The following is a 14,182-nucleotide window of genomic DNA, read 5'->3' as shown; positions in this document are numbered from 1 at the left end:
TCCAAATACGCACCGGCCCCACCGCCGGCCAAAACGCCGGAGGCCGGGCATGAGACGCTTCAGCTGGTTCAACACGGTCTCGCTGACGCTGGGCTTCGCCTTCCTCTACCTGCCGATGGTGCTGCTGGTCTTCTACAGCTTCAACGAAAGCCGCCTCGTCACCGTCTGGGCCGGCTTCTCGACCAAGTGGTACGGCGAGCTCTTGCGTGACGAGGCCTTCCTCGACGCCGCCTGGGTGACGGTGAAGGTGGCGGTCTTCTCGTCGACCCTCGCCACCATCCTCGGCACCATGGCCGCCTACGTGCTGGTGCGCGCGGGCCGCTTCCACGGGCGCACGCTGTTCTCGGGGATGATCTACGCGCCGCTGGTGATGCCCGAGGTGATCACCGGCCTGTCGCTGCTGCTGCTGTTCATCGGCATCAACCTCGACCGCGGCGTCTTCACCATCGTGCTGGCCCATACCACCTTCTCCATGTGCTACGTCTCGGTGGTGGTCTCCTCGCGGCTGACCACCTTCGACCGCTCGCTGGAGGAGGCCGCGCTGGACCTCGGCTGCTCGCCCTTCGAGGCGTTCCGGCTGGTCACCCTGCCGATCATCGCGCCCGCGGTGATCTCGGGCTGGCTGCTCGCCTTCACCCTGTCGCTCGACGACCTGGTGATCGCCAGCTTCACCACCGGCCCCTCGGCCACCACCCTGCCGATCAAGATCTTCTCGGCGGTGCGTCTCGGGGTCAGCCCGCAGATCAACGCGCTCTCGACGATCATGATCGCCATTGTCACCGTCGGGGTGATCACCGCCTCGATCCTGTCGAAACGTGCGGCGGTGGCACAGCGACGCGACGAACAGGCGGCGATCCGCGCCGAGTAACGAAAGACAGACATGAAACGCATCTACGAATCTGCGGCCTACGGGCCGCAGGGCGCCTGCTTCTGGGCCGACACGGTGCCGCCGATGGACTGGGCCCCGCTGACCGCGCCGCGCCACGCCGAGGTCGCGGTGATCGGCGGCGGCTTCACCGGGCTCTCGGCCGCGCTGCATCTGGCCCAGGACGGGGTCGAGGTGGCGCTGCTCGAGGCCGATCACCCGGGCTACGGCGCGTCCGGGCGCAACGGCGGCTTCTGCTGCCTCGGCGGCGCCAAGGCGCCCCACGCGCTGCTGCGCAAGCGCTTCGGCGAGGCGGGGCTGCGCGACTGGTGCCAGACCGAACGCGCCGCCATCGACACCGCCGCCGGGCTGATCGCCGACCACGGCATCGAGGCCGACACCCATTCCGAGGGCGAGACCCTGCTCGCCCACACCCCGCGCGCTTGGACGGCCCTGCAGGCCGAGGCAGAGGCGATGCCCGCGCTCTACGGCGTCACGCCGCGAATGATCCCGCAGGAAGGTCTTGTCGCCGAGGGGCTCGCCGGCCCGTTCCACGGCGCGATGACCACGCCGCTCGGATTCGCGCTCAACCCGCGCAAGTACCACGCCGGTCTCGCCCGCGCCGCGCTATCCGCCGGCGCCACGCTGCACGGCCATAGTCCGGTCACCGCGCTGCGCCGTGACGGCGACAAGTGGCACCTCACCACGCCACGGACGACGCTCACCGCCGAGCGGGTGATCCTGGCCACCAATGGCTACTCGTCGGAGGATCTGCCGGACTGGCTGCGCGGGCGCTACCTGCCGGTGCAATCGAGTGTCATCGTCACCGAGCCGCTCACCGAGATGCAGCGCGCCGCCGCCGGCTGGACCTCGCGCCAGATGGCCTATGACACGCGCCAGCTGCTGCACTACTTCCGGCTGCTGCCCGACAACCGGTTCCTCTTCGGCATGCGCGGCGGGCTCACCGCCACGCCCCGCGCCCAGCGCGCGATCAGCGCCCGCATCCGCCGCGAGTTCCACGCCATGTTCCCGGCCTGGCGCGATGTGAGCATCCGCCACGAATGGGCCGGGCTGGTCTGCCTGATGGCGCAGCTCACCCCCTTCGTCGGCCCGGTCCCGGATCATCCGGGCCTCTTCGCCGGCATGGGCTTTCACGGCAATGGCGTCGCCATGGGCAGCCACGCCGGGCTGCTGCTGGCCGACATCGCGCAGGGCAAGCCCGCCCGCGCGCCCTACCCCGCCGCGCTGCGGACACCTCCGACCCGCTTCCCCCTCGGCCGTTTCCGCCGCGCCCTGCTCGCCCCGGCCTATCTCGGCGCCACGTTGCTCGACCTCTGACAGCGCCCGCCGCTTCTTCTCTTTCAAAATACGCCGGGGGTGAATTGGCCTCCGGCCAAGAGGGGGCGGAGCCCCTCCATGCTTCTATCTGCCTAGATTTGCATCGGCTGCCTGATTTATAACCCCTTCCGCGCACGCCCCGCTTTACAAGCCCGCGCCGGCGTGGCCGATAGAAACTATGTCCTCCGCCCAGCTCTCCATCGCCATCGTGGAAACCGACCGGGAACGCGCCTTGCTGATCGAGCAGAGCCTGCGCGAAGCCGGGGAATTCACCATCCACGTCGTCTCTGAAATTCCCGGTCTCGCGCGCCGCATCCAGGCGCTCAGCCCCGACGTGGTGCTGATCGACCTCGAAAGCCCATCGCGCGACACGCTCGAGGAGCTGGCGCTGGCCTCGGGCCCGCTCGAGCGCCCGGTGGCGATGTTCGTCGACCGCTCCGGTGACGGGCTCACCGATGCGGCGATCGAAGCCGGGGTCTCTGCCTATGTGGTCGACGGGCTGAAGCCGCAGCGGGTGAAGCCGGTGCTCGACGCCGCCATCGCCCGCTTCCGCATGTTCCAGCGCATGCGCACCGAGCTGGCGGAAACCAAGCGCGCGCTGGAAGAGCGCAAGGTGATCGACCGCGCCAAGGGCATGCTGATGAAGGCCCGCGGCGTCGGCGAGGACGAGGCCTACGCACTGCTGCGCAAGGCCGCCATGGACCAGGGCAAGCGCGTCGCCGATGTGGCGCAGGCGCTGGTGACCGCGGCGGGGCTGCTGGGATGAAGACCACCACGCTCTCCGTCGGGTTCATCCCGCTCACCGATGCCGCGCCGCTGATCATCGCGCAGGAGATGGGCTACGCCGCCGAGGAAGGCATCGCCCTCGACCTCAAGCGCGCGCCGTCGTGGTCGAGCCTGCGCGACATGCTCAGCTTCGGGCGCGTGGATGCCGCGCATATGCTCTCGCCGGTGCCGGTCGCAGCGGCGCTGGGGCTTGGCGGGGCCGGCGTGCCGCTTTCGGCGGTCTCGGTGCTGTCGGTCAACGGCAATGTCATCGGGGTCAGCAACGCGCTGGCCGAGAAGCTGCGCCGGCAGGGCCATGACTTCGGCTTCAACGACGCGCGCGCTGCCGGTGCGGCGCTGATCGCGGCCACCGACGAGACCTTGCGCATCGGCGTGCCCTTCCCCTTCTCCATGCACGCCGAGCTGCTCTACTACTGGCTCTCGGCGCTCGGCCTGTCGGTGCCCGAAGCGCTGCAGGTGCGCACCGTGCCGCCGCCGCTCATGGCCGACGCCATGGAGGCAGGCGAGATCGACGCCTTCTGCGTCGGCGAGCCCTGGGGCAGCATGGCGGTGGAAAACGGCGTCGGCGCGCTGCTGCTGCCCGGCGCGGCGATCTGGTCCTTCGCGCCGGAAAAGGTGCTGGCGGTGCGCAGCGACTGGGCCGAGACCGAGCAGTCCCTGCTCGGCCGGCTGATCCGCGCAAGCTGGCGCGCCGGGCGCTGGCTGGCCGAACCCGACTCGCGCACGCTCGCGTCGGAGATCCTCAGTCGCCCCGACTACCTCGGGGTGCCCGCCGAGGTGCTCGACCGGGCGCTGACCGGGCGCATGGTGATCTCGTCGCAGGGCGAGGAACGGCAGGTGCCGCGGATGCTGGAGTTCCATCACGGCGCCGCCAGCTTCCCCTGGCGCAGCCAGGCGGAATGGATCGGTCGCCAACTCGCCGCCCGCGCGGGGCTCGACCCCGAAGGTGCGGGCAAGGCCGGTCGCGCCACCTTCCGCTCGGACCTGCACCGCGCCGCGCTGGCCGGAACCAGCGCCGATCTTCCCGGCGCCTCGTCGAAGCTGGAGGGCAGTTTGGCCGAGCCTCTGCCCGTCGCCTCAGAATCGGGACAGCTGTTTCTCGGGCCGGATCGATTCTTCGATGGCCGAATTTTTGAGCCCGACGGAAACTGATGCCGCGATTTTGCGCATGCAGCATGACCTGCGCGCGAAAACCTTCGTCTGAAGCGCATGATTGAAGATTTCCCTTTGATCCGTGACCCGCGCTGAGGCAAAAACTTCCTCACGGTCAGGCAATGGCGCCCGACCCGAAGATTTCTCCCAATGCCTGGGATCCATGAGCAAAGCCGCTCGACCTCTGTGATGTTCATCACGGTGTGTCAGCGGCTTTTCTGTATTTGGTCCGGGCTCTCCTCGCACCGGACCACCAACAAGGGACGGAACGACGAATGAAAAAACTTCTTATCGCTCTCGCCACCTCCACAGCGCTCATCTCGCCGGCGCTGGCGCAAGACCTCGAGAAGGACGAGCTGACCTTCGGCTTCATCAAGCTGACCGACATGGCGCCGCTCGCGGTGGCCTACGAGCAGGGCTACTTCCTCGACGAGGGCCTTTTTGTCACGCTCGAAGCGCAGGCCAACTGGAAGGTCCTGCTCGACGGCGTGATCGGCGGCCAGCTCGACGGCGCGCACATGCTGGCGGGCCAGCCGCTCGCCGCCACCATCGGCTACGGCACCGAGGCGCATATCATCACCCCCTTCTCGATGGACCTGAACGGCAACGGCATCACCGTGTCGAACGAGGTCTGGGAAATGATGAAGCCGAACATCCCCGAGACCGACGCCGGCCTGCCGCAACACCCGATCAGCGCCGAGGCGCTGGTGCCGGTGGTCGAGAAGTTCCGCTCCGAGGGCAAACCCTTCAACATGGGCATGGTCTTTCCGGTCTCCACCCACAACTACGAGCTGCGCTACTGGCTCGCCGCCGGCGGCCTAAACCCGGGCTTCTACTCGCCTGAGAACATCTCGGGCCAGATCAGCGCCGACGTGATGCTCTCTGTCACCCCGCCGCCGCAGATGCCTGCCACCCTCGAGGCCGGCACCATCTCGGGCTACTGCGTCGGTGAGCCTTGGAACCAGCAGGCCGTGTTCAAAGGCATCGGCGTGCCGGTGATCACCGACTACGAGCTGTGGAAGAACAACCCCGAGAAGGTCTTCGGCATCACCGCCGAGTTCGCCGAGGAGAACCCGAACACCACCAAGGCCGTGGTCAAGGCGCTGATCCGTGCCGCCATGTGGCTCGACGAGAACGACAACGCCAACCGCATGGAAGCGGTCGAGATGCTGTCGCAGCCGGAATACGTGGGCGCCGATGCCGAGGTGATCGCCAACTCGATGACCGGCACCTTCGAGTACGAAAAGGGCGACGTGCGCGAGGTTCCCGACTTCAACGTCTTCTTCCGCCACAACGCCACCTACCCCTTCTACTCGGACGCCGTCTGGTACCTGACCCAGATGCGCCGCTGGGGCCAGATCGCCGAGTCCAAGCCCGACAGCTGGTATGACGAGGTCGCCAAGTCGGTCTACAAGCCGGAAATCTACCTCGAGGCGGCGCGTGCGCTGGTCGACGAGGGGCTGGCGAATGAGGCCGACTTCCCCTGGGACAGCGACGGCTACAAGGCGCCGACCCCCTCCGAGGACATCATCGACGGCATCGCCTACGACGGCAAAGCCCCGAACGCCTACCTCGACAGCCTGCCGATCGGCCTGAAGGGCGATCAGAAGGTCATCGGCAACGAAGTTCAGGGCTGACCTCTTCAGCCGAGACTGAGGCCGGGCGGCGCTCCCTCCAAAGCCCGGCCATTTTTCCCAGACGCCCACCACACACCTCTCTTCCTCATCCCGATGCGCGCCGCTCCCTCCCTGCGCCATCCAGACCAAGGACCGGACCCATGACCACCGTCGACCCCGATTTCGCCCGAGACGCCGAACGCGAGGCTCGCCGGGCGCGTCTGTTCACCCGCATCAACAAGGCGGATGCCTGGTTCAAGGTCCTCGGCCTTGCCTGGATCACGCCGCTGCTCAAGGCCGCCGCCGGCGACAACCCCAAGTCCCAGATGAAGGATGTCTGGCGCCTGCTGGGCGTGCCGCTCGTGGCCATCGCCGCCTTCCTGCTGCTCTGGGGCACGCTGGCGCCGCAAGTGCAGACCTCGCTCGGCGCGGTCCCCGGCCCGGCGCAAGTCTGGGAGGAGGCGGTGAACCTGCACCACGACGCGCAGGCCAAGGCCGCCAAGCAGGCCAAGTTCGAGGCCATGGTCGACAAGCGCAACGAAAAGCTGATCGCCGCCGGCAAGGCCGACCAGGTCAAGGACGTCGCCTATACCGGCGCGCCGAGCTACTACCAGCAGATCTGGACCTCGATCAAAACCGTCTTCTTCGGCTTCCTGATCGCCTCCGCCGTGGCCATTCCGCTCGGCATCTGCGCGGGCCTCTCGCCCACCGCCAACGCCGCGATCAACCCGCTGGTGCAGATCTTCAAGCCGGTCTCTCCGCTGGCATGGCTGCCGATCGTCACCATGGTGGTCTCGGCCGCCTATGCCACCAACGACGGCATGTTCTCGAAATCCTTCCTGATCTCGGCGATCACCGTGACGCTCTGCTCGCTCTGGCCGACGCTGATCAACACCGCGCTTGGCGTGGCCTCGATCGACAAGGATCTGGTGAACGTCTCGAAGGTGCTCAAGATGAACACCTACACCAAGATCACCAAGCTGGTGCTGCCCTCGGCCCTGCCGCTGATCTTCACCGGCCTGCGCCTGTCGCTCGGTGTGGGCTGGATGGTGCTGATCGCCGCCGAGATGCTCGCCCAGAACCCCGGCCTCGGCAAGTTCGTCTGGGACGAGTTCCAGAACGGCTCGTCCTCCTCGCTGGCCAAGATAATGGTCGCGGTCTTCACCATCGGCATCATCGGCTTCCTGCTGGATCGCGTGATGTTCGCCCTGCAGTCCCTCTTCACCTTCTCGAACAACCGCTGAGCGGCGCTCAAGCAAGCGACCCCATAGCGCGAAAGGACATGCGATGAGCATCCTAGAGTTCCAGAACGTCTCGAAAAGCTTCGGCGAGGGTACCCACGCGACCCACGTGCTGAAGGACATCAACCTCTCGGTGGAAGAAGGCGAGTTCCTCGTGATCCTCGGCTTCTCCGGCACCGGCAAGACCACGCTGATCAACCTGATGGCCGGGCTCGAGAAGCCCTCCAAAGGCCGCGTCGCCTTCAAGGGCTTCGACATCGAGGGCCCCGGTCCCGAGCGCGGCGTGATCTTCCAGAGCTACTCGCTGATGCCGTGGCTGACGGTCGAGGGCAACGTGCGCCTCGCGCTCGACGCGGTTTTCCCCGAGATGACCAAGACCGAGAAGGCGAAGAAGACCGCCCATTACATCAAGATGGTCGGCCTTTCCCACGCCACTCACCGCCGCCCCGCCGAACTGTCGGGGGGCATGCGCCAGCGGGTCAACGTCGCCCGGGCCCTCGCCATGTCGCCCGAGATGCTGCTGCTCGACGAGCCGCTCTCGGCGCTTGATGCGCTGACCCGCGCCAACCTCGCCGATGAGATCGAGGCGATCTGGGAGCAGGACAAGAAGACCTGCGTGCTGATCACCAATGACGTCGACGAGGCGATCACCCTCGCCGACCGGATCATCGCGCTGAACCCCGACGGCACGCTTGGGCAGGAATTCCGCGTCAGCATCCCTCGCCCGCGCGAGCGCAGCGAGATGAACCACCACGAAGGCTTCAAGAAGCTGCGCGCCGAGGTCACCGGCTACCTCATGGATGTGGGCATCAAGGGCAAGGTCGAAGGCTCGCGCATCCTGCCCAACGTCACCCCGATCCACGCCGTGCCCGCCGCCGTGCAGCAGGCGCAGGAAGGGCTGATCGACGAGCGCTTCCTCGACTTCTCGCAGCTCCACAAGATCTACCCCACGCCCAAGGGTCCGCTCACGGTGGTCGAGGACTTCAACCTCAAGATCAACCGCGGCGAGTTCATCTCGCTGATCGGCCACTCGGGCTGCGGCAAGTCCACTGTGCTGACCATGGCGGCGGGGCTCAACGGCATCTCCAAGGGCGCGATCAAGCTCGACGGCCGCCATGTCGAAGGCGCCGATCCCGAGCGCGCCGTGGTGTTCCAGTCGCCGAACCTCTTCCCGTGGCTCACCGCCCGCGAGAACTGCGCCATCGGGGTCGACAAGGTCTATCCCAAGGCCAGTCAGGCCGAGCGTCAGGACGTGGTGGAATACTACCTCGAGCGGGTCGGTCTGGCCGATGCCATGGACCGCGGCGCCGCCGACATGTCCAACGGCATGAAGCAGCGCGTCGGCATCGCCCGCGCCTTCGCCCTGTCGCCCAAGCTGCTGCTGCTCGACGAGCCGTTCGGCATGCTCGACAGCCTGACCCGCTGGGAGCTTCAGGAAGTTCTCATGGAGGTCTGGAGCCGCACCAAGGTCACCGCGATCTGCGTCACCCATGACGTCGACGAGGCGATCCTGCTGGCTGACCGCGTGGTGATGATGACCAACGGCCCGCAGGCCACCATCGGCAAGATCACCGATGTGAACCTGCCCCGCCCGCGCACCCGCAAGGCGCTGCTCGAGCACCCCGACTACTACGCCTACCGGCAGGAAGTGCTCGATTTCCTCGAAGAGTACGAGCACGGCAACCAGTCCAAGCGCGCCTCCGGCGCGACACCTCAAGCCAAACCGGCCGCCAAGGCCATCGCAGCGGAGTGACCGAGATGACGAAGAAACTCATCGTGATCGGTGCCGGCATGGCCTCTGGCCGGATGCTCGAACACCTGATCGACGCGGCCCCCGGGGCCTATGAAATCACCCTCTTCAACGCCGAGCCGCGCGGTAACTACAACCGCCTGATGCTCTCGCCGGTGCTGTCGGGCGAGAAGACCTACGAGGAAATCGTCACGCACGACGCCGCCTGGTACGAAGAGCGCGGCGTGACCTGCCGCTTCGGCGAGAAGGTCGTGGCGATCGACACCGAGAAGAAGGTCGTGACCGGCGAAAACGGCGCCCTGCCCTACGACAAGCTGGTCATCGCCACCGGGTCGAACCCGTTCATCATCCCGCTTCCGGGTCACGATCTGGAAGGGGTGATCCCCTACCGCGATCTCGAGGACACCGAGGCGATGATGGCCCTCGGCGCTGGCAAGCGCGCGGTGGTCATCGGCGGCGGCCTTCTGGGGCTGGAAGCCGCCGCCGGCATGGCCGCGCGCGGCACCGAGGTCGACGTGGTGCACATCATGGGCCATCTGATGGAGCGCCAACTCGACGAAGCGGCGGGCTACCTGCTGCGCAAGTCGCTGGTCGACAAGGGAATTCGCATCCACTGCAAGGCCAACTCCAAGCAGATCCTTTCCGACGGCAACGGCCACGTCCGTGCCCTGCAACTCGACGACGGCACCGAGCTGCCCTGCGACCTGCTGGTCATGGCGGTGGGCATCCGCCCCAGCACCGCGCTTGGCAAGGAAGCCGGCCTCGAGGTGAACCGCGGCATCGTCGTCGATGATCACATGGTCACCTCGAACCCCGATGTTCTGGCGCTTGGCGAATGCGTTGAGCACGCAGGGGCGATCTTCGGCCTCGTCGCGCCGCTCTACGATCAGGCCAAGGTGCTGGCCAAGACCCTGCTCGGCGAGGAGGCCCGCTTCGTGCAGAAGGAGGTCGCCACCAAGCTCAAGGTCACCGGATGCGATCTCTTCTCGGCGGGCGACTTCGCCGAGGGCGAGGGCCGCGAGGACATCGTGTTCCGCGACCCGGCGCGCGGCGTCTACAAGCGCCTGATCCTCGAAGGGAACCGCCTGATCGGCGCGGTCATGTACGGCGACACCGCCGACGGCGCCTGGTTCCACGGCCTCATCAAGGACGCCAGCGATGTCGAGGAAATGCGCGAGACGCTGATCTTCGGCCCGGCTTATCAGGGGGGGGCCGCTGCGGACCCTATGGCGGCCGTTGCAGCCTTACCGCGTGACGCGGAGATCTGCGGCTGCAACGGCGTCTGCAAGGGGCAGATCGAAGACGCAATCAACGCCGGTGCGGGCGATCTCGGCGCGGTGCGCGCCAAGACCAAGGCCAGCGCCTCCTGCGGCACCTGCACCGGGCTGGTCGAGCAGATCCTCGGCGCAACGCTGGGCGACGACTTCGTCATCCCCGCCGCGCAATCCATCTGCGGCTGTACCGACCTGTCGCACGAGGACGTGCGCCAGCTGATCAAGTCGCAGGAACTGAAGTCGCAGGAGGCGGTCTGGCAGGAACTGGGCTGGACCACCCGCAACGGCTGCCATGTCTGCCGCCCGGCGGTGAACTTCTACCTGCTCGCCGACTGGCCGCTCGACTATGTGGACGACCCGCAAAGCCGCTTCGTCAACGAGCGCAACCACGCCAACATCCAGAAGGACGGCACCTATTCGGTGATGCCCCGCATGTGGGGCGGCATGACCACCCCGCAGGAACTGATGGCCATCGCCCAGGCGGCAGAGAAATACGGCGCCACGGTCAAGGTCACCGGTGGCCAGCGCATCGACCTGCTGGGCGTGAAGAAGGAAGACCTGCCCGCCATCTGGCACGATCTGAACCAGGCCGGCATGGTCTCGGGCCATGCCTACACCAAGGGTCTGCGCACGGTGAAAACCTGCGTCGGTTCCGAATGGTGCCGCTTCGGCACGCAGGACAGCACCGGGCTCGGCATCGCGCTCGAGCGGCGGCTCTGGGGCTCTTGGACGCCGCATAAGGTCAAGCTTGGCGTCTCTGGCTGCCCGCGCAACTGCGCCGAGGCCACCTGCAAGGATGTGGGCATCGTCTGCGTCGACAGCGGCTTTCAGATCGGCGTTGCCGGGGCGGCGGGCATGGACGTGAAAGAGACCGAGCGGCTGGTGGACGTGCGCACCGAGGAAGAGGCGATCGAATGGACCGTCGCCTTCGTGCAGCTCTACCGGGAGCACGCCAAGTATCTCGACCGGCCCTACAAGTGGGTCGCCAAGGTCGGGCTCGACTGGGTGAAGGAGACCCTCGCCGACGCCGCCGAACGGCAGGCGCTGGTCGAGCGCTTCGATATCTCCCAGTCCGTCTACCAAAAAGACCCCTGGGCCGAGCGGGCCAAGCCGGAGGTGGCACGCCGCTTCCACCCGCTCGCCGATCTCACGCTGGAGGCTGCGGAATGAGCTGGATCGACATCGGACATATCGACGACATCCCCCTGCGCGGGGCACGGCTGGTGAAAACCCCGGTGGGCTGCGTGGCGATCTTCCGCACCGCCGAGGCCGAGGTCTTCGCCGCCTCCAACGCCTGCCCGCACAAGGCCGGCCCGCTGTCCGAGGGCATCGTGCACGGCCAGAAGGTCACCTGCCCGCTGCACAACTGGGTGTTCGATCTGAACACCGGAGAGGCGCAGGGCGCCGACGAGGGCCGCATCGCCACCTTCCCGGTGCGCCTCGAAGGCGAACGCATCCTGCTCGACGGCGTGGCCGTCGGAAAGCGGAGCGCCGCGTGATGGACGGGTCGGGCCTGCCTGAAATCCGCTCGACCTGCGCCTATTGCGGCGTCGGCTGCGGCGTGCTGCTGCGCCCCGACGGGGCGGGCGGGCTCGATGTGCGCGGCGACCCCGCGCACCCTGCAAACAAGGGGCGCCTCTGCTCCAAGGGCTCGCAGCTGGGCGAGACGGTGGGACTGGCGGGTCGCCTGCTGGCCCCAAGGGTTAACGGAATCGAGACGGGTTGGGACGCCGCGCTCGATCTCGTTGCCCTGCGCTTCCGCGAGACCATCGCCGAGCACGGGCCCGACAGCGTCGCCTTCTACGTCTCCGGCCAGATGCTGACCGAGGATTACTACGTTGCCAACAAGCTGATGAAGGGCTTCATCGGCTCGGCCAATATCGACACTAATTCGCGGCTTTGCATGGCCTCGACCGTGGCGGGCCACAAGCGCGCCTTCGGCACCGACACCGTGCCAGGTACCTACGAGGACCTCGAAGAGGCCGACCTGGTGGTTCTGGTGGGCAGCAATCTCGCCTGGTGCCACCCGGTGCTGTTCCAGCGCGTCGCCGCCGCCAAGAAAGCCCGCCCGACCCTGAAGGTCGTGGTCGTCGATCCGCGCCGCACCGCCACCTGCGACATCGCCGATCTGCACCTGCCGCTGAAGGCCGGGACCGATGTGGCGCTGTTCAACGGGCTGCTGACCGAGATCGCCGTGCAGGGCGCGGCGGACGAAGCCTTCATGGCGCATGTCGAGGGCTTCGATGCCACGCTGGAGAGCGCCTCGGACGACGATCCGGCGCGCACCGGCCTCGACGCCGCCACGCTGCGCGAGTTCTACGATCTGTTTGTGCGGACCGAAAAAGTCGTCACCGTCTTCAGCCAGGGCGTGAACCAATCCTCCTCGGGCACCGACAAGGTCAATTCGATCCTCAACTGCCACCTGGCCACCGGCCGTATCGGCAAGCCGGGCATGGGGCCGCTTTCGGTCACCGGGCAGCCCAACGCCATGGGCGGGCGCGAGGTGGGCGGTCTGGCCAATATGCTGGCCTGCCATCTCGATATTGAGAATGTTTCCCACCGCTCGGCAGTGCGCGAGTTCTGGTCCTCTCCAACGATCCCCGACAAGCCCGGTCTGAAGGCGGTGGACCTCTTCCAGGCCGTGAGCGAGGGCAAGATCAAGGCGCTCTGGGTGATCCACACCAACCCCGCCGTGACCATGCCCGACGCCGACCGGGTGCGCGATGCGATCAAGGACTGCCCTTTCGTCGTGGTCAGCGACATCACCGCCGCCACCGACACCGCCCGGCTCGCCCACGTGCTGCTGCCCGCCGCCGCCTGGAGCGAGAAGGAGGGCACCGTCACCAATTCTGACCGCACCATCTCGCGCCAGCGCGCCGCCCTGCCCGCGCCGGGTGACACGAAGCCCGACTGGGAAATCCTCTCCGAAGTGGGAAAGCGCATGGGATGGCCCTCGGGTTTCGACTACGCCTCCCCCGCCGAGATCTTCCGCGAGTACGCCGCGCTCTCGGGCATCGCGGGCGGCTTCGGCAAGGATTTCGACATCTCCGGTCATGCGGGTCTCACCGATGGTGAATACGCCACGCTCGCCCCCTTCCGCTGGCCCTTTGCCAGGGCGCGCAGGGGCGGGCGGTTCTTCGCGGACGGTGCCTTCTACACCGAGAGCGGCCGCGCCCGCATGGTGCCCGTCAAGTGGAAGGACTTCGCCCAGAAGACAGCGCCACGCTTCCCCTTCCGCTTCAACACCGGGCGCATCCGCGACCAGTGGCACACGATGACCCGCACCGCTCGCTCGCCGCGGCTCTCGGCCCATCTCGCCGAGCCCTTCCTCGAGATTCACCCTGCGGACGCGGCGGACCTGGCGATCTCGCCTGCCAGCCTCGTGCGCGTCTCCTCCAACCGGGGCAGCGCCCTGCTGCGGGCGCTGATCACCGACAAGGTGCAGAAGGGCGAGGTCTTCGCGCCCATGCACTGGACCGGCGAGACCGCCCCCGCTGCGCGGATCGACGCGCTCGTGCCCCCGGTCACCGACCCGGTCTCGGGCCAGCCCGAGAGCAAGGGCGCGGTGGTCGCGCTCGCGCCCTATGAGGCCAAGTGGTACGGCTTTGCCGTGTCCTGCACCGAGATGGCCCCGCAAAGCGACTACTGGGCTGTTGCCCGCACCGAGAGCGGCTGGCGGCTGGAGATGGCCGGCAGCGACGTATCCGCCGATTGGGAAGCCGAGGCACGCCGGCTCTTCGGCCTGCCCCGCGCCGAGGCACAGGTGGTTGCCGACCCGCGCCGCGGTTCGGTCCGCATCGCCTTCCACGCCGAGGGCCGGCTGCTCGCCGCGCTCTTTGTTTCGCCGGAGCCGGTGGTGGTGATGCGCAGCCATGTCGCCGCCCTGCCGGGCGAAGAAGCACCACACGTGCTCACCGGCCGCGCCCCCGCCGACCAGCCCGACCCGGGCCCGGTGGTCTGCGCCTGCTTCAACGTGGGCGTGAACACCATCCTCGATGCGATCGAGGGGCAGGGCCTCATGAGCGTCGACGCCATCGGCGCGGCGTTGCAGGCGGGCAGCAACTGCGGCTCCTGCCGCCCCGAACTGGCCGCCCTGCTGGCCCGCGCCAAGACCCCCGCCCCCGAAGTCTCTCCCGAAGCCGCAGAATGAGGATCCCGAG

10 protein-coding genes are annotated in these 14,182 nt (G+C 67.5%); all 10 read left to right on the top strand.

Annotation, left to right across the window (positions count from 1 at the left end):
* Positions 1-49: 49 nt before the first annotated feature.
* The 10 genes from LC039_RS15030 to LC039_RS14985 all read left to right on the top strand — a co-directional run bounded on the left by LC039_RS15030 (position 50) and on the right by LC039_RS14985 (position 14,172).
* Positions 50-868 (top strand): ABC transporter permease, encoded by an 819-nt coding sequence (locus tag LC039_RS15030; RefSeq protein ID WP_226625846.1) that lies wholly within the window; start codon positions 50-52, stop codon positions 866-868.
* Between the two features lie 12 nt (positions 869-880).
* Positions 881-2,203, top strand: a complete 1,323-nt coding sequence (locus LC039_RS15025; protein WP_226625844.1) for an NAD(P)/FAD-dependent oxidoreductase — start codon at positions 881-883, stop codon at positions 2,201-2,203.
* 178 nt (positions 2,204-2,381) lie between these two features.
* Positions 2,382-2,969 (top strand): ANTAR domain-containing response regulator, encoded by a 588-nt coding sequence (locus tag LC039_RS15020; protein WP_226625843.1) that lies wholly within the window; start codon positions 2,382-2,384, stop codon positions 2,967-2,969.
* Entirely contained in the window at positions 2,966-4,141 is a 1,176-nt protein-coding gene (locus LC039_RS15015) for an ABC transporter substrate-binding protein (protein ID WP_226625841.1), read from the top strand. The genes LC039_RS15020 and LC039_RS15015 overlap by 4 nt, the downstream gene beginning before the upstream one ends.
* A 275-nt stretch (positions 4,142-4,416) precedes the next feature.
* Positions 4,417-5,778: a CmpA/NrtA family ABC transporter substrate-binding protein gene (locus tag LC039_RS15010; protein WP_226625840.1), complete on the top strand. Its 1,362-nt coding sequence runs from the start codon at positions 4,417-4,419 to the stop codon at positions 5,776-5,778.
* 140 nt (positions 5,779-5,918) lie between these two features.
* On the top strand, positions 5,919-7,001 hold the full coding sequence (locus LC039_RS15005) for an ABC transporter permease (protein ID WP_226625838.1): 1,083 nt from the start codon (positions 5,919-5,921) through the stop codon (positions 6,999-7,001).
* Between the two features lie 43 nt (positions 7,002-7,044).
* On the top strand, positions 7,045-8,751 hold the full coding sequence (locus LC039_RS15000; RefSeq protein WP_226625836.1) for an ABC transporter ATP-binding protein: 1,707 nt from the start codon (positions 7,045-7,047) through the stop codon (positions 8,749-8,751).
* Between the two features lie 5 nt (positions 8,752-8,756).
* Complete coding sequence (gene nirB / locus LC039_RS14995) at positions 8,757-11,192, top strand: nitrite reductase large subunit NirB (RefSeq protein WP_226625834.1); 2,436 nt, start codon at positions 8,757-8,759, stop codon at positions 11,190-11,192.
* The gene (gene nirD / locus LC039_RS14990; protein WP_226625833.1) at positions 11,189-11,521 is read left to right on the top strand and encodes a nitrite reductase small subunit NirD; all 333 of its coding nucleotides are present in this window, start codon (positions 11,189-11,191) and stop codon (positions 11,519-11,521) included. The genes nirB and nirD overlap by 4 nt, the downstream gene beginning before the upstream one ends.
* A complete protein-coding gene (locus LC039_RS14985; RefSeq protein WP_226626160.1) occupies positions 11,521-14,172 on the top strand; it encodes a nitrate reductase in 2,652 nt (883 codons plus the stop codon). The genes nirD and LC039_RS14985 overlap by 1 nt, the downstream gene beginning before the upstream one ends.
* Positions 14,173-14,182 lie beyond the last annotated feature (10 nt).

This window comes from Alloyangia pacifica (genome assembly GCF_020524285.1).
Classification (GTDB): Bacteria; Pseudomonadota; Alphaproteobacteria; order Rhodobacterales; family Rhodobacteraceae; genus Salipiger; species Salipiger pacificus_B.
The sequence above is the reverse complement of the archived record's forward strand: the minus strand, read 5'-3'. Positions and strand labels throughout refer to the sequence as shown.